The following is an 18,759-nucleotide window of genomic DNA, read 5'->3' as shown; positions in this document are numbered from 1 at the left end:
GCGGCTTTCGCGCCGAATCTTCAGGAGGCAGACATGGCTATCATCAAGAAAGCATCGGCTCATTGGGAAGGTGACCTGAAAACCGGTATCGGCTCCATCTCCACGGAAACCGGTGTGTTGCGCGAAGCGCCCTATGGCTTCAAGGCACGATTCGAAGGCGGCAAGGGTACCAACCCGGAGGAGTTGATCGGCGCGGCCCATGCTGGCTGCTTTTCCATGGCCTTTTCGATGATCCTCGGCGATGCCGGGCTCAAGGCCGACAGCATCGACACCAACGCCGAAGTGACCCTGGACCAGGTCGAGGGCGGTTTTGCGATCACGGCGGTCAAGCTGGTGCTCAAGGCGAAAATCCCCGGTGCCAGCCAGGCGCAATTCGATGAGCTGAGCAAGAAGGCCAAGGAAGGGTGTCCGGTTTCCAAGGTGCTGAACGCCAATATCACCCTGGACGCGACGCTGGTGAACTGACGCATGCAAGGATCGCAGCCTTTGCAGACGCTGGTGAAGGCTGCGATTTATTGAATGCGGTCGAGCTGTTTACCCTGGCGCAATTATGGTCGAATGAAGCCTGCAGTTTCAGCGCGCAGGCAGTGCGCGCTGCCATGAGGAATTCGAACATGAAACGATCAGCCCTGGTGGTCATCGGCTGCGCATTCGCGGCATCAGCCCTTGCCGAACCGAAATCCTGTGAAGAGCTGAAAAAGGAAATCGAAGCGAAGATCCAGGCCAACAACGTGTCGTCCTACACGCTGGAAATCGTCACGAATGATGAAGTCCACGACCAGAACATGGTGGTAGGCACTTGCGAAAACGGCACGAAAAAAATCATCTACCAGAAGAACGACCGCTAAGACGTCCTATGGGATGCAGCGGGCTTGTCGATCTTCGGCAACGATTTCTCGCTTGGCGTCATAAAGTCGGGCGCTTGGCGTGTATGCCAGGTTACGCGCCTCCAGACGATAGCGCTGGCCGGCCACGAAATGATCGTAACGCACGGTCAGATAGCACAGTCGTTCTTGCGGCTCGGTCATCAAACCCAGCCCACCGCCACCAAACACCTCGAAGTCGAAGCGTACTTCCAATTCATGGCTACCCGGCGAAACCTGGAAGAAGCGTCCGTCTCGCAGCCGCTGGCCATCCAGCTTTTCAGCCATCAGTACCTTGCCACCCGGCGTAGGCGTCGCGAAATCGACCCAGGCCATGTTCGGATCGACCGATGGCAACGGGGTCGCTGTGCAACCGCCCATGGCAACGAAGGCCAGTAACAGCATGTGAAGGCGCATGGTGAGTTTCCTGAATAATCAGGTCTTGAGCATAACGCCGATCAACTTTGCTGACAGCCCGCCGGTGTACCCTGCCCCACTACTTTGCGCTGCTGATCGTAAAGCTTGGCCCACGGTCGGAAACCAATGCTGCCGGCCTGCAGCTGGTAACGTTGGCCGGCGTTGAAGTCCTTGAATTTCAGGTTCAACCGGCAATCGCGCCACAGCGGCTCGGCATCCGGGCCGATGTTGCCGGGTTCGACGGCAAATTGATAACGCACCGTCAGCTCATGGCTGCCGGGTTGCACTTCGAAATAACGCCGGTCAATGGACATCTTGTCATCGACTTCCAGCGCTTGTAGCGCGGTGTCCTGCTGGTTCCCCAGGTCGATCCACGCCTGGGAGGGATCAGGATCAGGCAAACCGGCGCAACCGGTCAGCAGCAACAGGCCACTCGTCAGCATCAACACGCGCATAGCGAAGCTCCAGGCAAGCGAGATAGTCTGTGGGCAGACTTCCCAGGGTGATTCCAATTGATCAGGCCGCGTTCAAGCCATCGGTTACTCGACCGTGTTTTCCAGATTTTGTTTCCAGGCCTCCTGCTTTTGTTACTGAACGGCTGCAGTAGCGTCGGTTACTACAGCCAGCTCGTCGGCGGACAGCTGCGGTTGTTGCAAGCCCGAGAGCTTATCGACCAAGTCATCGCCGACCCCGCTCGCGATCCCCAACTCAAGGCGCACCTGGCCCAGGCGCGCGAGGCACGGACGTTTGCCAGCGATCACCTGCATTTACCGGACAATCGAAGCTATCGCCTGTATGCGGATATAGGCCGGCCATTCGTCGTCTGGAATGTCTTTGCCACGCCAGAATTTTCCCTGGCGCCGCAGAATCATTGTTTCCCCATTGCCGGTTGCGTGGCTTATCGCGGTTATTACAGCCAGGGCGCCGCCCGTGGCGAGGCCGCGTTGCAGCGCTTGCAGGGCATGGACGTGGCGATTGGCGGTGTAGAGGCCTATTCGACGCTGGGCTGGTTCAACGACCCGATCCTGAGCTCGATGATGCACTGGGGCGACGAACGCCTGGCGACGCTGATCTTTCATGAACTGGCGCACCAGCGGTTTTATGTAAAGGACGACACCGAACTCAATGAGTCCTTCGCCACCTTCGTTGAACAGGAAGGCACCCGGCAATGGCGTGCCAGTCGTGGGTTGGCGCCGGATAACGGCAAGCAGGTGCGCCAGCGCGACCAGTTCATCCAACTGATCCTCGACACCCGCCAGCGCCTGGAAACCCTCTACGCCCAGCCCCTGACAGCCGAACAGATGCGCCAACGCAAAGCTGCGGAGTTCGAGCACCTGCGTGCCGACTATGTGCAAATGCGCGACACCCAGTGGGCGGGCGACAAACGCTATGACGCCTGGGTCTACGCGCCACTGAACAATGCGCGACTATTGCCGTTCGGGCTGTATGACCAGTGGGTGCCGGCATTTGCGGCGCTGTTCAGGCGCGAGGGCGGTGATTGGGTTGCATTTTATGCCGCGGTGGAAAAGCTGGGCGAATTGCCGATCGAAGCGCGCAAGGCGGCCTTGAAGGTATTAGCGGAGCCGAAGACTTCTGCTGACTAGGCGGACGTCATCGCGAGCAAGCTCGCTTCCACATTGGATGCCTGGCTACAGCCAGCAACCCCGCACAAAAAAGGGCATACCGACTCATCGATATGCCCTTTTGATTGCCGCTTTCTTCCCCCCGGCCGAGGTACTCGTAGCGATTATGGGTTGACGCTTTCTTTCAAGGACTTGCCTGGTTTGAAGGCAACGGTGTTGCTGGCCTTGATCTTCACCGGCTCACCGGTCTGTGGGTTTTTGCCAGTGCGGGCGCCGCGGTGGCGTTGCAGGAAAGTGCCGAAGCCCACCAGGGTAACGCTGTCCTTGCGGTGCAGGGCGCCGGTGATTTCTTCCAGGACGGCGTTGAGGACGCGGTTGGCTTGTTCTTTGGTGAGGTCTGCTTTTTCCGCGATAGCGGCGGCGAGTTCTGGTTTACGCATGAATGAAGCCCCTTTGACGGTTTTTTTGTTGTTATGTCCGTGCTGCTCTCTTTGGAACAGCCCCTAAGGCGCCGCAGGCTCTACTCTGCGGCAGACGGAAGTGAGGATGGCACGGTGCCGAAAACGGCGCCAGTGTCCGGGCGACCTTTGTGGGACCAAAAGTAGGGTTTTTGCGACAGAACGACCAGTATTTACGCCAGCAGGGCTGGAAGCTCCTTGTTCAGCGCCAGTTTCTCCATCACCGCCGTGCCTGTCAGGGCATAACCCAACAGGTTGCCTTGAGCGTCGCGGCACAGCGCCTTGATGTCCGCCCCCTGCCCTTCGACGCTCCACACGCCCTCGCGGCCTCGCGGTGGCGGCGACACCACCAAGGGGCACACCGGGGTTTTTACGGTAATCGGCATGGGGCCGTAGCTGACGGCAGTCGGGTTCCCGCCCAGGGTTTGGGCCAGGGCCCGGGCGCAGCTCATTAGCGGCATGACATACAGCAGGTTCAAGCCGTCGACCTCGGCGCAGTCGCCCAGGGCGTAGATATTGGCGTGAGAGGTCTTCAGATGACGGTCGACCACGACGCCGCGGTTGATCACCAGGCCAGCCGCGGCTGCCAGGTCGATGCGGGGACGCAGGCCGATGGCCGAGACCACCAGGTCGCAGGCGATCACCTGGCCGTCGGACAGGTGCGCCTCCAGCCCGTCGGCGACCTTCTGCAAGCGGTTGAGCACAGGGCCCAAGTGGAAGCGCGCACCGAGGCTTTCCAGCCCGGCCTGGACCGCTGCCGCGGCGGCCGGGTGCAGCAGCGTCGGCATGACTTGCTCGCACGGCGCCACCAGTTGTACTTCGTAGCCACCCAGGCTCAGGTCGTTGGCGAACTCGCAGCCAATCAGGCCGGCACCCAGCAACAACACCCGACGCTTGCCAGCCGCCGCGACCCTGAAGCGTGCGTAGTCTTCCAGGTCGTTGATGGGGAAGATCAGGTCCGCCCCATCGCCCTGTACCGGCACGCGCACGGTTTCGGCGCCCCAGGCCAGGATCAGGTCGCGGTAGTTCACCGCCTCTTCGCCGATCCACAGCCGTTTGTGGCCCGGATCGATGCCGCTGATGCGGGTATGGGTGCGCACTTCGGCCTTGAGTTGCTCGGCCATGGCCCCCGGCTCGGCCATGCTCAGGCCGTCGGCGTCTTTGTTCTTGCCAAAGCCTGTGGAGAGCATCGGCTTGGAATACGAGCGACCGTCGTCCGCAGTGATCAGCAGCAACGGGGTTTCGCTGTCGAGCTTGCGAAACTCCCGGGCCAGGTTATAACCGGCCAGGCCTGTACCGACGATGACGACAGGTGCACTCATGTTGCTCTCCATTTGATGAAACGATCAGTTGATTTCGATCATTTCGAAATCCATTTTGCCGACGCCGCAGTCCGGGCACAGCCAGTCTGCCGGTACATCCTCCCAGCGGGTGCCGGGCGCGATGCCATCGTCAGGCCAACCGTCAGCTTCGTTGTAGATCAGGCCGCAGACGATACATTGCCACTTCTTCATTCCAATACTTCCTCAAGATGTCAGGCCTTGGCCGGTATTTTCCGGCTCAGGGCCGTTTTGTACTGATCGGTTGCGACAGATGCAAGCACGATCAGCAGGGCAGCCGGCCGGGCCCGTCAAAACCCGCGACCGACATGGTAAGCTCGCGGCCTCATTTGCTGCCATTCAAGACCTCTGTGCCGCATACAAATTCGATATTTCCTACACTCCAATGGCTGCCCCAGCACCTGCTGTCGCCCCGCCCCGATGCGGGTGTACTCGATTGGCTGTTCGACGAAGGCTCCCTGACCCGGCGCCTCACGCGCCTGTCGGACGGCCATTTCAGCGTGACGCCGCTGTTCGAAGGCTGGCAGCCCTTGCGCGCCGACGAATGTGCCGCCCTGGACCTGGCCGAGGACAGCGAGGGCTGGGTACGCGAAGTGTATCTGCGCGGCCGCGACCAGCCTTGGGTGTTCGCCCGCAGTGTGGCGGCGCGCAGCGCCTTGCAGGGTGACGGGTTGCAGATGGACGAACTGGGCAGCCGCTCCCTGGGCGAATTGCTGTTTTGCGACCAGGCGTTCCAGCGCCGGGCCATCGAGGTTTGCCATTACCCCGAGGCAGGATTGCCGGAAGACGTCCGCGCCAGCGGGCTGTGGGGTCGCCGTTCACGTTTCGATCGCGGTGCGTTGAGCGTGCTGGTGGCGGAAATCTTCCTGCCACGCTTGTGGACCGTCGCCCGCGCCTATTCGGAGAATGTTTGATGTACGTGCAACTGCTCAAATCCTTGAATCGCCTGAATCCACGGGCGTGGGACTTCGTGCAACTGACCCGTATGGACAAGCCCATCGGCATCTACCTGCTGCTGTGGCCGACGCTGTGGGCGTTGTGGATCGCCGGTGAAGGCTCGCCGTCCATCGCCAACGTGGTGATTTTCGTCCTCGGCGTGGTGCTGACCCGCGCCGGCGGCTGTGTGATCAATGACTGGGCCGACCGCAAGGTCGACGGCCACGTCAAACGCACCGAGCAGCGCCCGCTGGTGAGCGGCAAGATCAGTTCGAAAGAAGCGCTGGTGTTCTTCGCCGTGCTGATGAGTGTGAGCTTCCTGCTGGTGCTGTGCACCAATGCACCCACCATCCTGCTGTCCCTCGGGGGCCTGGCGCTGGCGTTCAGCTACCCGTTCATGAAGCGCTATACCTACTACCCGCAAGTGGTGCTGGGCGCGGCGTTCTCCTGGGGCATGCCGATGGCGTTCACTGCCGAAACCGGGCATCTGCCGGCGGCCGCGTGGTTGCTGTACATCGCCAACCTGCTGTGGACGGTGGGCTACGACACCTATTACGCCATGACCGACCGGGACGATGACCTGCGCATCGGCGTGAAGTCCACGGCGATCCTGTTTGGCGATGCCGATCGGGTGATCATCCTGACGCTGCAAAGCCTGGCCTTGGCTTGCCTGCTGCTGGCCGGATCGAAATTCCAGCTGGGCGGCTGGTTCCACCTGGGGCTGGTGGCCGCTGCCGCATGCTTCGCCTGGGAATTCTGGTACACCCGTGGCAGGGACCGGATGCGTTGCTTCCAGGCGTTCCTGCACAACCACTGGGCCGGGTTGGCGATTTTCGTGGGGATTGTGCTGGATTACGCGTTGCGCTGAGGCCGCCGGCCCAACACTGAACCTTGGCTCATGAAAGGCTTTGTGGCGAGGGAGCTTGCTCCCGCTCGGTTGCGCAGCGACCGCAAGATTTTGGGGGCCGCTGCGCAGCCCAGCGGGAGCAAGCTCCCTCGCCACAAAAGCGTTTCGGGGTGGTCAGTCGGGCTTGGCGACCTTCCAGGCGCCGTCCATTTTGCCGTCACCGGTCACGTCCCCCGCCTTCTTGTCCATGACGAAGGTGTACAGCGGCTTGCCATCGTAGGCCCACTGCTTCTTGTCGTCGTCGCGGGTGATCACGGTCCATTTACCCATGGGCTTGTCATTTTCTTCGGCCATGAGCGGTGGCCAGTTGGCGGCGCATTTGTCGTTGCACATCGACTTGCCGCCCGAGTCTTTGGCAAACGTATACAGCGTCATCTCCTTGTGGTCAGTCAGCACCCCCGTTTTTGAGACCATCGCCGGCTCAGCCGCGAACGCCCAGGTCGGCAGCGCCAGTGCAGCTGTGACCGCCAGAACCTTGATGGATTGGGTGAAGTAAGTCATGGAAACCTTCTTTTGTGGTTGTCAGGATTCGGACTGAAAAGCTTAGTCCAGGATCCCCCTTGCTGCCGGGCCAGGAAATAACTGTCACACGACTGCAATAATTCCGTTATCTAATGCGGCGCAAGACAGTTAAATGACAAGAGGATTACCCCATGGTTGGCAGGAGCATTCTGATCGTCGACGACGAGGCACCCATCCGCGAGATGATCGCCGTTGCGTTGGAGATGGCCGGCTATGACTGCATGGAAGCAGAAAACTCTCAACAGGCCCACGCCATCATCGTCGACCGCAAGCCCGACCTGATCCTGCTGGACTGGATGCTTCCCGGCACGTCAGGCATCGAACTGGCGCGACGCCTCAAGCGCGACGAGCTGACCGGGGATATCCCGATCATCATGCTCACCGCCAAGGGCGAAGAGGACAACAAGATCCAGGGCCTGGAAGTCGGCGCCGACGACTACATCACCAAGCCGTTTTCCCCACGGGAACTGGTGGCGCGCCTGAAAGCCGTGCTGCGCCGCGCCGGGCCGACCGATGGCGAAGCACCGATTGAAGTCGGTGGCCTGCTGCTCGACCCGATCAGCCACCGCGTGACCATCGACGGCAAACCCGCCGAGATGGGGCCGACCGAATACCGCCTGCTGCAATTCTTCATGACTCACCAGGAACGCGCCTACACCCGCGGCCAATTGTTGGACCAGGTCTGGGGCGGCAACGTCTACGTCGAGGAGCGCACCGTGGACGTGCACATCCGGCGCCTGCGCAAGGCCCTCGGCGATGCTTATGAAAATCTGGTACAAACCGTGCGCGGCACCGGTTATCGTTTTTCGACCAAGGCCTGATCCGAGCCCTTACCGCCCGACAAGCTGACAAGGACGCGCGTCACGTGAATCAAAACTGGCATGGCACCCTGATTCGCCACATGTTGTTGCTGGTGACCGGTTGTTTGCTGATCGGCCTGATCAGCGGTTACTACGGCTGGAGCCTGGCCGCCGGGCTGGGGCTTTACCTGGCCTGGACCCTCAAGCAATTGCTGCGCCTGCATGAATGGCTGCGCCTGCACCAACCCGACGAAGCCCCGCCCGACGGCTATGGCCTGTGGGGTGAGGTGTTCGACAGCATCTACCACCTGCAACGGCGCGACCAGCGCGTTCGCGGCCGCCTGCAGGCGGTGATCGACCGGGTCCAGGAGTCCACCGCCGCGCTGAAAGACGCGGTGATCATGCTCGACAGCGACGGCAACCTGGAGTGGTGGAACCGCGCCGCCGAGACCCTGTTGGGCCTCAAGACGCCCCAGGACAGTGGCCAGCCGGTGACCAACCTGGTGCGACATCCGCGCTTCAAGGAATATTTCGAGCAAGCCAACTACGCCGAGCCGCTGGAAATCCCTTCGCCCACCAACGATCGGTTGCGCATCCAGTTGTACATCACCCGCTACGGCAACAACGAGCACCTGATGCTGGTGCGCGATGTCACGCGGATCCATCAGCTGGAACAGATGCGCAAGGATTTCATCGCCAACGTTTCCCACGAACTGCGCACGCCGTTGACGGTGATCTGCGGTTACCTGGAAACCCTGCTCGACAACGTCGAGGAGGTGAACCCGCGCTGGACCCGGGCCTTGCAGCAGATGCACCAGCAAAGCGGGCGCATGCAGACCCTGCTCAACGACTTGTTGCTGCTGGCGAAACTGGAAGCCACCGACTACCCATCGGACAACCAGCCAGTGCCCATCGACGACCTGCTGCAAACCATTGCCGAAGATGCGCAGGAACTGTCCGGCCCCAAGCAGCAGACCATTACCCTGGAAGCCGACCCGGCCGTGCAGCTCAAAGGCAGCGAGGCGGAACTGCGCAGTGCGTTTTCCAACCTGGTGTTCAACGCGGTCAAGTACACACCGGAGCAAGGTCGGATCCATGTGCGCTGGTGGGGCGATGAGCAAGGCGCGCACCTGAGCGTGCGCGATTCGGGCATCGGTATCGACAGCAAGCACCTGCCGCGCCTGACCGAACGCTTCTACCGCGTCGACTCCAGCCGCAACTCCAACACGGGGGGCACCGGGCTGGGGCTGGCCATCGTCAAACACGTCCTGCTGCGCCATCGTGCCCGCATGGAAATCAGCAGCGTACCCGGCCATGGCAGCACCTTTACCTGCCATTTCGCCCCGGCCCAGGTGGTTCGCGCACGCCTCGCCCGCCCCGCTGATTGAGCACGCCCCCTAGGCAATCGCCGAGTCAGCCGCTACATTGACTGGCTTGCGCCTGCCTTTTCGGGCGCCCATTTCCAATTCCTACGACTATTCGGAACCCGCAAAACCCCATCATGGACCCTTCCCCTGGCTTGTCCCTCGTTACGCTCTTCGCCGAATTCGGCATGATTCTTTTCGCTCTGATCCTGGTTTTGCTCAACGGTTTTTTCGTTGCGGCCGAATTCGCCATGGTCAAGCTGCGCTCGACCCGGGTCGAAGCCATTGCCGAGCAGAACGGCTGGCGCGGGCACATCCTGCGCACCGTCCACAGCCAGCTCGACGCTTACCTGTCTGCGTGCCAACTGGGTATCACTCTGGCGTCCCTGGGACTGGGCTGGGTCGGCGAGCCGGCGTTCGCCCACATCCTCGAGCCGTTGCTGGGCGCGGTCGGCGTACAGTCGCCGGAAGTGATCAAGGGCGTGTCGTTCTTCACCGCGTTCTTCATCATTTCGTACCTGCACATCGTGGTCGGTGAACTGGCGCCCAAATCCTGGGCCATCCGCAAACCCGAGCTGCTGTCGCTGTGGACCGCCGTGCCGCTGTACCTGTTCTATTGGGCCATGTACCCGGCGATCTACCTGCTCAACGCCAGCGCCAACGCCATCTTGCGCATCGCCGGCCAAGGCGAGCCCGGGCCCCATCACGAACACCATTACAGCCGCGAAGAACTGAAACTGATCCTGCACTCCAGCCGTGGCCAGGACCCCAGCGACCAGGGCATGCGCGTGCTGGCCTCGGCCGTGGAAATGGGCGAGCTGGAAGTGGTGGACTGGGCCAACTCCCGGGAAGACCTGGTGACGCTGGAGTTCAACGCGCCGCTCAAGGAAATCCTGGCGATGTTCCGTCGCCACAAGTTCAGCCGTTATCCGGTGTACGACAGCGAGCGCCAGGAGTTCGTCGGCCTGCTGCACATCAAGGACCTGCTGCTGGAACTGGCGGCCCTGGATCACATTCCCGAGTCGTTCAACCTGGCCGAACTGACCCGGCCGCTGGAGCGGGTGTCGCGGCACATGCCGCTGTCGCAGTTGCTGGAGCAGTTCCGCAAGGGTGGCTCGCACTTCGCCTTGGTCGAGGAAGCCGATGGCAACATCATCGGCTACCTGACCATGGAAGACGTGTTGGAAGTGCTGGTGGGCGACATCCAGGACGAACACCGCAAGGCCGAACGCGGCATCCTGGCCTACCAGCCGGGCAAGCTGCTGGTACGCGGCGACACACCACTGTTCAAGGTCGAGCGCCTGCTGGGGATCGACCTGGACCACATCGAAGCAGAAACCCTGGCCGGCTTGGTCTATGAAACCCTCAAGCGCGTGCCGGAAGAGGAAGAAGTGCTGGAAGTCGAAGGCCTGCGGATCATCATCAAGAAGATGAAAGGGCCGAAGATCATCCTGGCGAAGGTGTTGATGCTCGATTGAGTCGTTGACTGAAGGTCGGCGGTGCTGCCTTCGCGAGCAAGCTCGCTCCCACAGGGGATCGCATTTCGGCCTGGAACAGCCAGCCCCTGTGGCGAGGGAGCTTGCTCCCGCTGGGTCTGTAGGAGCTGACGAGCGAAGCGATGCTGCGATCTTTCCGCTGCCCGTTGAGTCTGGAGCGAAAGATCAAAAGATCGCAGGCTTCGCCAGCTCCTACAAAGCCGAGCGGGAGCAAGCTCCCTCGCCACAAAAGCGCCTTGGCTTGTGCAGAGGCTACTGCTTGCCCAACGCAAAGTTGGGCAAGTCGCCCACCGGCTGATTGAACTGGTAGGGAATCGACACCAACCCCAACCCGGTATTGCGCTGCACCACGAAATGCAGGTGCGGGCCTGAGCTGTTGCCGGTATTGCCCGACAACGCCAGCGGCGTGCCCACCCCGACCCGCTGCCCTTCCCGTACGCTCACCGAGCCCTTCTGCAGGTGCAGGTAGACACCCATGGTGCCGTCATCGTGCAGCACTCGCACGAAGTTGCCCGCGGGGTCGTCCCCGCGGCCGGTCTGCTCGTTTTCGGTCTTGATGACCACGCCACCCCGCGCGGCGATGATCGGCGTGCCGACGGGCATGGCGATGTCCATGGCGTAGCGGTTCTTCGGGCCGTAATGGCTGTATTGGCCGTTGGCCCCCTGGCTCAGCCGGAACGGCCCGCCGCGCCAAGGCAGCGGGTACCGATAGGCCTCGGCGGCGCCTGCAGGGTCGCCCAGGGAATATTCGAACCTTGGGGTATACACCAGCGGCCTGCCGGGCCGGGTGGCCGTGAGCAGCACCAGGCGCAGGTTGCTGCGCGCCGGCAGCACCCGACGAATCGGCCGGCTCGGCGCCCCGCTGACATTGCGCAGCCCGGCGAAACTCAACTCGATCTCCACCGGCGCGTACAAGTCGTTGCGCACGAACACCGCGTCCGCGCCGTTCTGTTTCTTGATATCCAGAAACACCTGCCGCTCCAGACGTTCGACCATGCGGTCGCGGAACACGAACACCTGGGCGCCCTTGCTGGGGCGGTCGCTATAGGACACCACACCATTGGCATCGGTGGATTTGTAGATCGTCATGGCCACGGCCGAGGTGGAGGCCAGGACAAGACCACAGGCAAACAGCAGGGGCACGAGCATGGGCAAAGGTTCTGTCGAAAATGAAGGCCTGCACAGCAGCCTAGCAGCTGGGATGGACCAGCGTAGTCGACGGATGTTTCAAAATTGGATCAGTGATCGGTGTTGGATCTTATGGCCCCATCGCGAGCAAGCTCGCACCCACACTCGATCCAGTGAACACTGAAGATCCCCTGTGGGAGCGAGCTTGCTCGCGATAGCGGCCTCGAAGGCGCCGCCGGATCAGGCGCCTGGCACGAAGTGTTTCTGCGCCGTGCCGCGGGCGATCAGGCGGGAGATGTAGTCGAGTTTCTGCGGGTCTTTGTCGACGAAGCGGAACGTCAGTTGCAGCCATTCGCTGTCGGGGGTCTGCTCATGGGCGACGATGGCGTGCAGGTAGCCGTTGAGACGGGCCGTTTCGGCGTTGTCGCCCTGTTCCATGTCCAGCACTGCGCTTTCGAGCACTTGTGGCAGGGTGTCGGTGCGCTTGACCACCAGCAGCGCTTCCTTGAGGCTCAGGGCCTTGATCACGCATTGCTGGGTGCCGCTGGACAGGCGCAACTGGCCTTGGCCACGGTTGGTCGTCGGAGCGGCAGCTGCCGGTGCCTTGACCGGTGGGCTGTTGAGCAGTCCACGGGCCGGGGCAGCAGCGGCTGCGGGAGCGGGAGTGGCGGCCGGCTTGGCAAACGGATTCGCCGCAGGCGCCGAAGCAACAGCCGCAACCGGCGCCTTATTGCCCGTCAGGGCGCTGAGGGAATCATTACCGAACGCCGAGTTCATCTTGGTCGGGGCACTGTTCATCAGCGTGTCGAGCTTGCCGACCTTGTGCAGGGCCTGCTTGACCTTGGTCAGCAACTGTTCGTTGGTGAACGGCTTGCTGACGTAGCCGGAAACGCCGGCCTGGATCGCCTGGACCACGTTTTCCTTGTCGCCGCGGCTGGTGACCATCACGAAGGGCATGCCCTTGAGGGTGTCCTGCTGGCGGCACCAGGTCAGCAGTTCGAGGCCGGACATTTCCGGCATTTCCCAATCGCACAGCACCAGATCGAATGCCTCGCGAGCCAGCAGGGCCTGGGCTTTCTTGCCGTTCACCGCGTCTTCGATACGCACGCCCGGGAAGTAGTTGCGCAGGCACTTCTTCACCAGGTCACGAATGAACGAAGCATCGTCCACGACCAACACACTGACCTTACTCATCCAGATACACCTCTAAAAAATCCCGGCAAGCATACCGCTTTTACTGATGGCATATTGCCAAAAAAACCGTCAGTCACGCCGGGACTTTTCGTTCGCGGGGTGCTGCTTTCGATTAAAAAAAATCCAAAAAAAAGCCCGACCAAAAGGCCGGGCGCTTTTCTTGGCAATCTTACTTATCGTCAGTTTCGCCCGGAACATTAGCGGTTTCGGACGGGGTGCCCTGAACTTCTTCCTTCATCCGCTTGAGCCCCAAATGGCGCACATCGGTACCGCGCACCAGGTAGATGACAAGTTCCGAGATGTTGCGCGCATGATCGCCGATACGCTCCAGAGAACGCAGCACCCAGATAATGCTCAACACCCGGGAAATGGAGCGTGGGTCTTCCATCATGTAGGTCGCCAGCTCGCGCAGGGCGGTCTTGTATTCGCGGTCGATGATCTTGTCGTACTGGGCCACCGACAACGCCAGGTCGGCATCGAAGCGGGCGAAGGCGTCCAGTGCGTCACGGACCATGTTGCGCACCTGGTCGCCGATGTGGCGAACCTCGACGTAGCCGCGGGGCGCCTCGCCCTCTTCGCACAACTGAATGGCACGACGGGCGATCTTGGTGGCTTCGTCGCCGATCCGCTCAAGATCGATCACCGACTTGGAGATGCTGATGATCAAGCGCAGGTCGGACGCAGCCGGCTGACGACGAGCCAGGATCCGCAGGCACTCCTCGTCGATGTTGCGTTCCATCTGGTTGATCTGGTCATCGATTTCGCGCACCTGCTGGGCCAGGCCGGAGTCGGCCTCGATCAGTGCGGTCACCGCGTCGTTGACCTGCTTTTCCACCAGCCCGCCCATGGCCAGCAAGTGACTGCGCACTTCCTCCAGCTCGGCGTTGAACTGTGCGGAAATATGGTGAGTAAGGCCTTCCTTCGAAATCATCTTGTTCGCTCCGCGAAAGTTGCAAGCTTCAAGCTGCAAGCTTCAAGCAGTTAAATGTTGATCCTGATAGCGCAGTGCGGCTATGCAGTTGCCTCGACTAGCCGTAGCGACCGGTGATGTAGTCTTCGGTCTGTTTCTTCGCCGGATTGGTGAACAGCGTATCGGTATCGCCGAATTCCACCAGTTTGCCCATGTACATGAACGCGGTGTAGTCGGAAACCCGCGCAGCCTGTTGCATGTTGTGGGTCACGATGACGATGGTGAACTTGGACTTGAGCTCGTAGATCAGCTCTTCGACTTTCAGCGTCGAGATCGGGTCGAGGGCCGAGCAAGGTTCGTCGAGCAGCAGCACTTCCGGCTCCACGGCGATGGTGCGGGCGATCACCAGACGTTGCTGCTGGCCGCCGGACAGACCGAGGGCCGATTCATGCAGACGGTCCTTGACCTCATCCCACAGCGCGGCGCCCTTGAGGGCCCATTCCACGGCTTCGTCGAGGATGCGCTTCTTGTTGATGCCCTGGATGCGCAAGCCGTAGACCACGTTCTCGTAGATGGTTTTCGGGAACGGGTTCGGCTTCTGGAACACCATGCCGACGCGACGGCGCAGCTCGGCCACGTCTTCGCCCTTGCGGTAGATGTTGTTGCCGTAGAGGTTGATTTCACCTTCTACGCGGCAGCCGTCCACCAGGTCGTTCATGCGGTTGAAGGTGCGCAGCAAGGTTGACTTGCCGCAGCCCGATGGACCGATGAACGCGGTGACGCGCTGTTTCGGGATATTCAGGCTGACGTCATACAGCGCCTGCTTCTCGCCGTAGAACAGGCTCAGGCCGGGTACTTCGATGGCGACGGTTTCCTGCGCCAGATCCAGGCTCTGCTTGTCGCGGCCCAGGGCCGACATGTTGATGCCGTGTGTATGTGCTTCGTGTTGCATGGGAGGCTCCCTGTGCTAACAAATTCGGTTCGGAACGCCTGTGTGGCGGCCCCATGAAATTCCAGTGAACGCCGATCAATGTGGGAGCGAGCTTGCTCGCGAAGGGGCCCTCGAGGCCGCCAGAAGCTTCGCGAGCAAGCTCGCTCCCACAGACCATCAACTATCCAGTGCCTTGTACTTCTCGCGCAGGTGGTTACGGATCCACACCGCCGACAGGTTGAGCGTGGCGATCACCAGCACCAGAAGCAGCGCCGTGGCATAGACCAGCGGTCGCGCCGCTTCAACGTTCGGGCTCTGGAAACCGACGTCATAGATATGGAAGCCCAGGTGCATGATCTTCTGGTCGAGGTGCAGATACGGGTAGTTGCCGTCCAGCGGCAGCGACGGGGCCAGTTTCACCACGCCTACCAGCATCAACGGCGCCACTTCACCGGCGGCGCGGGCCACGGCGAGGATCATGCCGGTCATCATTGCCGGGCTGGCCATGGGCAGGACGATTTTCCACAGGGTCTCGGCCTTGGTCGCGCCGAGGGCCAGGGAGCCTTCGCGCACGGTACGCGGGATCCGCGCCAGGCCTTCTTCGGTGGCCACGATCACCACCGGCACCGCCAGCAGCGCCAGGGTCAACGACGCCCAGAGCAGGCCCGGGGTGCCGAAGGTCGGTGCCGGCAAGGCTTCGGGGAAGAACAAGCGATCGACCGAACCACCCAGCACGTAGACGAAGAAGCCCAGGCCGAACACGCCGTAAACAATGGCCGGAACGCCCGCGAGGTTGTTCACTGCGATGCGGATCAGCCGGGTCATCGGGCCCTGGCGGGCGTATTCACGCAGGTAGACCGCCGCCAGCACGCCGAACGGCGTCACGATCATCGCCATGATCAGGGTCATCATCACGGTGCCGAAAATCGCCGGGAAGATACCGCCTTCGGTGTTGGCTTCACGGGGGTCGTCGCTGAGGAACTCCCAGACCTTGCTGAAGTAGAAACCCAGCTTGGTGAACGTGCCCATGCCGTTTGGCTGGTAGGCGTGCACCACTTTGCCGATTTCGATCTCCACTTCCTTGCCGTTGGCATCGCGGGCCGTCAGGCTGTCGCGGTTGAACTGCGCATGCAGGTCAGCCAGGCGCGCTTCGATGTCCTTGTAGCGGGCGTTGAGTTCGGCGCGCTCGCTTTCCAGGTCGGCCTGGGCCGAAGCATCGAGCTTGCCGTCCAGCTCCAGCTTGCGACCGTGCAGGCGGATACGCTCCAGACCGGCGTTGATGGCGCCGATGTCGACTTTTTCCAGGGTCTTGAGTTCGGCGGCCAACTGATTGACCCGCTGTACCCGAGCCTGCAGTTGCGGCCAGGCCGCTTCGCCCTCGGCGATGACCTTGCCGCCTTCCTTGACGTTGACCAGGTAACCGTAGAAGTTGCCCCACTCACGACGCTCGATGGCCATCAGTTCCGGCGGCGTGGTCTGGTTGGTCAGCCAATCGCCGACGATCCAGGTAAAGTCAGTGCCGTTCAGGTCTCGGTTGCCGACCTTGATCAGTTCGCGGGTCATGAACTCGGGGCCTTCATCCGGCACCGGCAGGCCGGCGCTTTTCAGGCGCTCGCGAGGTACTTCTTCTTTCTGCACGACTTCGCCGACCACCAGATGCGCAGGCATGCCCGGCACGTTGTAGTTGGCGTGGATCAGGTCTGCCGGCCAGAAGTGGCCCAGGCCGCGCACAGCGATCACCGCCAGCAGGCCAATGGTCATGATGACCGCGATGGACACCGCGCCACCGCTGATCCAGACGCCGGGGGCGCCGCTCTTGAACCATCCTTTCAGGGAGTTCTGTTTCACAGACTTCTACCTTTCTTAAAGCGACGAATATTTCTTGCGCAGACGCTGACGGATCAGCTCGGCGAGGGTGTTCATGACGAAGGTGAACAACAGCAACACCAGGGCCGACAGGAACAGCACGCGGTAGTGGCTGCCGCCGACTTCCGACTCGGGCATTTCCACCGCCACGTTGGCCGCCAGGGTGCGCAGGCCTTCGAACAGGTTCATTTCCATGACCGGCGTGTTACCGGTGGCCATCAGCACGATCATGGTCTCGCCCACCGCACGGCCCATGCCGATCATCAGCGCCGAGAAGATGCCCGGGCTGGCGGTGAGGATCACCACGCGGGTCATGGTCTGCCACGGCGTGGCACCGAGGGCCAGGGAGCCCAGGGTCAGGCCGCGCGGCACACTGAACACGGCGTCTTCGGCGATGGAATAGATGTTCGGGATCACCGCGAAGCCCATCGCCAGGCCCACCACCAGGGCGTTGCGCTGGTCGTAGGTGATGCCCAGGTCATGGGAGATCCACATGCGCATGTCGCCGCCGAAGAACCAAGCCTCCATGTACGGGCTCATGTACAGCGAGAGCCAGCCCACGAACAGGATCACCGGGATCAACAGGGCGCTTTCCCAGCCCTCGGGCACTCTCAAGCGAATGGATTCCGGCAGGCGGCTGAAGGCGAAACCGGTGACCAGGATGCCGATCGGCAGCAACATCAGCAGGCTGAAGATGCCCGGCAGGTGCCCTTCGACATACGGCGCCAGGAACAGGCCGGCGAAGAAACCGAGGATCACCGTCGGCATCGCTTCCATCAACTCGATCACCGGCTTGACCTTGCGGCGCATGCCCGGGGCCATGAAGTAGGCGGTGTAGATCGCTGCGGCAACCGCCAGCGGCGCGGCCAGCAGCATCGCGTAGAACGCCGCCTTCAGGGTACCGAAGGTCAGCGGCGAGAGGCTCAGCTTGGGTTCGAAGTCGGTGTTGGCGGCGGTCGATTGCCAGACATACTTAGGTTCGTCGTAGTTTTCGTACCAGACCTTGCTCCACAACGCGCTCCACGACACTTCCGGGTGCGGGTTGTCCAGCGTCAACGGTTGCAGCTTGCCGCCCTGTTCAACGATCAGGCGGTTGGCCCGCGGCGACATGCCGAACAGGCCCTGGCCGTCGACCACCTGGTCCACCAGCAGGGTGCGGTGGGCGGTGCTGTGGAACACGCCGAGCTTGCCGGCGGCGTCGAGCGCCACGAAACCCTTGCGACGTTCTTCGGCGCTGATCTCGACGATGGGCGCGCTGCCCATCTGGAAAGTTCGAATCTGCTTGAAGCGCAGCTCACCGTCCGGATCCCGGGCCATGAACCATTGGGCCAGGCCGCCCTTGGAGTCGCCGATGATCAGCGAGATCCCGCCCACCAACTGGGTGGCGGCGGTGACTTGGGCGTCGGCGTTTTCCAGCAGCTTGTAACGGCCGTTGAGGCTCTTGTCCCGCAGACTGAACACATCGGCCTGGGCACGTCCGTTGACCACATACAGCCATTGCTGGCGCGGGTCGACGAAGATGTTCTTCACCGGCTCGGTCATCTGCGGCAGGTCGATACGCGTCTGCTCGCTGGTGACTTCACCGGTCATCATGTTTTCTTCGCTGGTGAGCGACAGCACTTGCAGCTGGGCGCCGCTGGAGCCGGCCAACAGCAGGGTCGAATCCGTGGCGTTGAGGCTGACATGCTCCAGGGCCGCGCCCTGTTCGTTCAAGGCCATCGGCGTCTCGCCGTAAGGGTATTCGACGGCGGGCGAGATGGTTTTCTTGCCGTCCGGGTAGGTGACCTTATACGTGTGACGGAACACCAAGGCCTGGCCGTTGGACAGACCGATCGCCACCAATGGGCTGCCGGGCTGGTCCTCGCCAATGGCGGTCACGCTGGCGCCGGCCGGGATCGGCAGGTCGACACGGCGCAGTTCGGCGCCACTGCTGACGTCGAAAAACAGCGCCTGGCCCTTGTCGGAAACCCGCATGGCGACCTGGTTCTGTTCTTCGATAGAGATCATCAGCGGTTTGCCGGCATCTTGCATCCAGGCCGGGGTG

General features: G+C 61.8%; 20 protein-coding genes. 8 read left to right on the top strand and 12 right to left on the bottom strand.

The window, feature by feature from the left end:
• Positions 1 to 33 precede the first annotated feature (33 nt).
• A complete protein-coding gene (locus tag IB266_RS29630) occupies positions 34 to 465 on the top strand; it encodes an OsmC family protein (RefSeq protein WP_192264197.1) in 432 nt (143 codons plus the stop codon).
• Between the two features lie 149 nt (positions 466 to 614).
• A complete protein-coding gene (locus tag IB266_RS29625) occupies positions 615 to 848 on the top strand; it encodes a DUF1161 domain-containing protein (protein WP_192264219.1) in 234 nt (77 codons plus the stop codon).
• Positions 849 to 854: 6 nt separating this feature from the next.
• Here the strand turns inward: IB266_RS29625 and IB266_RS29620 are convergent, their stop codons facing one another.
• Together IB266_RS29620 and IB266_RS29615 are read right to left on the bottom strand one after the other, a co-directional pair.
• Positions 855 to 1,280, bottom strand: a complete 426-nt coding sequence (locus IB266_RS29620) for a hypothetical protein (protein WP_192264195.1) — start codon at positions 1,278 to 1,280, stop codon at positions 855 to 857.
• Between the two features lie 41 nt (positions 1,281 to 1,321).
• Positions 1,322 to 1,735: a hypothetical protein gene (locus IB266_RS29615; protein WP_092333657.1), complete on the bottom strand. Its 414-nt coding sequence runs from the start codon at positions 1,733 to 1,735 to the stop codon at positions 1,322 to 1,324.
• Positions 1,736 to 1,792: 57 nt separating this feature from the next.
• Between IB266_RS29615 and IB266_RS29610 the strand changes: the two genes are divergently transcribed.
• The gene (locus tag IB266_RS29610; protein WP_192264192.1) at positions 1,793 to 2,884 is read left to right on the top strand and encodes an aminopeptidase; all 1,092 of its coding nucleotides are present in this window, start codon (positions 1,793 to 1,795) and stop codon (positions 2,882 to 2,884) included.
• Between the two features lie 143 nt (positions 2,885 to 3,027).
• Here IB266_RS29610 and IB266_RS29605 read toward each other — a convergent pair whose 3' ends face one another.
• The 3 genes from IB266_RS29605 to IB266_RS29595 form a co-directional block, all read right to left on the bottom strand.
• Positions 3,028 to 3,303 (bottom strand): HU family DNA-binding protein, encoded by a 276-nt coding sequence (locus IB266_RS29605; RefSeq protein WP_060739802.1) that lies wholly within the window; start codon positions 3,301 to 3,303, stop codon positions 3,028 to 3,030.
• 191 nt (positions 3,304 to 3,494) lie between these two features.
• Positions 3,495 to 4,643: an NAD(P)/FAD-dependent oxidoreductase gene (locus IB266_RS29600; RefSeq protein ID WP_192264189.1), complete on the bottom strand. Its 1,149-nt coding sequence runs from the start codon at positions 4,641 to 4,643 to the stop codon at positions 3,495 to 3,497.
• Positions 4,644 to 4,667: 24 nt separating this feature from the next.
• Entirely contained in the window at positions 4,668 to 4,835 is a 168-nt protein-coding gene (locus IB266_RS29595; protein WP_003177199.1) for a rubredoxin, read from the bottom strand.
• Positions 4,836 to 5,011: 176 nt separating this feature from the next.
• Between IB266_RS29595 and IB266_RS29590 the strand changes: the two genes are divergently transcribed.
• Positions 5,012 to 5,575 carry a chorismate--pyruvate lyase family protein gene (locus tag IB266_RS29590; RefSeq protein WP_192264186.1) on the top strand — a complete coding sequence of 188 codons (564 nt, stop codon included), beginning with the start codon at positions 5,012 to 5,014 and terminating at the stop codon, positions 5,573 to 5,575.
• Positions 5,575 to 6,465 carry a 4-hydroxybenzoate octaprenyltransferase gene (gene ubiA, locus IB266_RS29585; RefSeq protein WP_192264183.1) on the top strand — a complete coding sequence of 297 codons (891 nt, stop codon included), beginning with the start codon at positions 5,575 to 5,577 and terminating at the stop codon, positions 6,463 to 6,465. Before IB266_RS29590 ends, ubiA begins: the two co-directional genes overlap by 1 nt.
• A gap of 153 nt (positions 6,466 to 6,618) precedes the next feature.
• Here ubiA and IB266_RS29580 read toward each other — a convergent pair whose 3' ends face one another.
• Positions 6,619 to 7,005: a hypothetical protein gene (locus IB266_RS29580; RefSeq protein ID WP_192264181.1), complete on the bottom strand. Its 387-nt coding sequence runs from the start codon at positions 7,003 to 7,005 to the stop codon at positions 6,619 to 6,621.
• 152 nt (positions 7,006 to 7,157) lie between these two features.
• On the opposite strand from IB266_RS29580, the gene phoB reads away from it, so the two are divergent.
• The 3 genes from phoB to IB266_RS29565 all read left to right on the top strand — a co-directional run bounded on the left by phoB (position 7,158) and on the right by IB266_RS29565 (position 10,668).
• Positions 7,158 to 7,847 carry a phosphate regulon transcriptional regulator PhoB gene (gene phoB, locus IB266_RS29575; protein WP_003177195.1) on the top strand — a complete coding sequence of 230 codons (690 nt, stop codon included), beginning with the start codon at positions 7,158 to 7,160 and terminating at the stop codon, positions 7,845 to 7,847.
• An 80-nt stretch (positions 7,848 to 7,927) separates the two neighbouring features.
• Positions 7,928 to 9,214, top strand: coding sequence for a phosphate regulon sensor histidine kinase PhoR (gene phoR, locus IB266_RS29570; RefSeq protein ID WP_219734551.1), 1,287 nt, complete (start codon positions 7,928 to 7,930; stop codon positions 9,212 to 9,214).
• A gap of 113 nt (positions 9,215 to 9,327) precedes the next feature.
• Positions 9,328 to 10,668: a hemolysin family protein gene (locus IB266_RS29565; protein ID WP_014335895.1), complete on the top strand. Its 1,341-nt coding sequence runs from the start codon at positions 9,328 to 9,330 to the stop codon at positions 10,666 to 10,668.
• 270 nt (positions 10,669 to 10,938) lie between these two features.
• On the opposite strand, the gene IB266_RS29560 is transcribed toward IB266_RS29565, so the two are convergent.
• From IB266_RS29560 to IB266_RS29535, 6 genes are all read right to left on the bottom strand, one after another.
• Positions 10,939 to 11,835: a peptidoglycan DD-metalloendopeptidase family protein gene (locus tag IB266_RS29560; protein ID WP_192264179.1), complete on the bottom strand. Its 897-nt coding sequence runs from the start codon at positions 11,833 to 11,835 to the stop codon at positions 10,939 to 10,941.
• A gap of 219 nt (positions 11,836 to 12,054) precedes the next feature.
• Positions 12,055 to 13,008, bottom strand: a complete 954-nt coding sequence (locus tag IB266_RS29555) for a response regulator (RefSeq protein WP_192264177.1) — start codon at positions 13,006 to 13,008, stop codon at positions 12,055 to 12,057.
• A 169-nt stretch (positions 13,009 to 13,177) separates the two neighbouring features.
• Positions 13,178 to 13,939, bottom strand: coding sequence for a phosphate signaling complex protein PhoU (phoU, locus tag IB266_RS29550; protein WP_060739809.1), 762 nt, complete (start codon positions 13,937 to 13,939; stop codon positions 13,178 to 13,180).
• Between the two features lie 97 nt (positions 13,940 to 14,036).
• Positions 14,037 to 14,870: a phosphate ABC transporter ATP-binding protein PstB gene (gene pstB / locus IB266_RS29545; RefSeq protein WP_058544183.1), complete on the bottom strand. Its 834-nt coding sequence runs from the start codon at positions 14,868 to 14,870 to the stop codon at positions 14,037 to 14,039.
• Between the two features lie 156 nt (positions 14,871 to 15,026).
• The gene (pstA, locus tag IB266_RS29540; protein ID WP_060739810.1) at positions 15,027 to 16,697 is read right to left on the bottom strand and encodes a phosphate ABC transporter permease PstA; all 1,671 of its coding nucleotides are present in this window, start codon (positions 16,695 to 16,697) and stop codon (positions 15,027 to 15,029) included.
• A 15-nt stretch (positions 16,698 to 16,712) separates the two neighbouring features.
• A complete protein-coding gene (locus IB266_RS29535) occupies positions 16,713 to 18,746 on the bottom strand; it encodes an ABC transporter permease subunit (RefSeq protein ID WP_177431712.1) in 2,034 nt (677 codons plus the stop codon).
• Between the last annotated feature and the right edge of the window lie 13 nt (positions 18,747 to 18,759).

Source organism: Pseudomonas sp. Pdm06 (assembly GCF_014851795.1).
Taxonomy (GTDB): domain Bacteria; phylum Pseudomonadota; class Gammaproteobacteria; order Pseudomonadales; family Pseudomonadaceae; genus Aquipseudomonas; species Aquipseudomonas fluorescens_AA.
The sequence above is the reverse complement of the archived record's forward strand: the minus strand, read 5'-3'. Positions and strand labels throughout refer to the sequence as shown.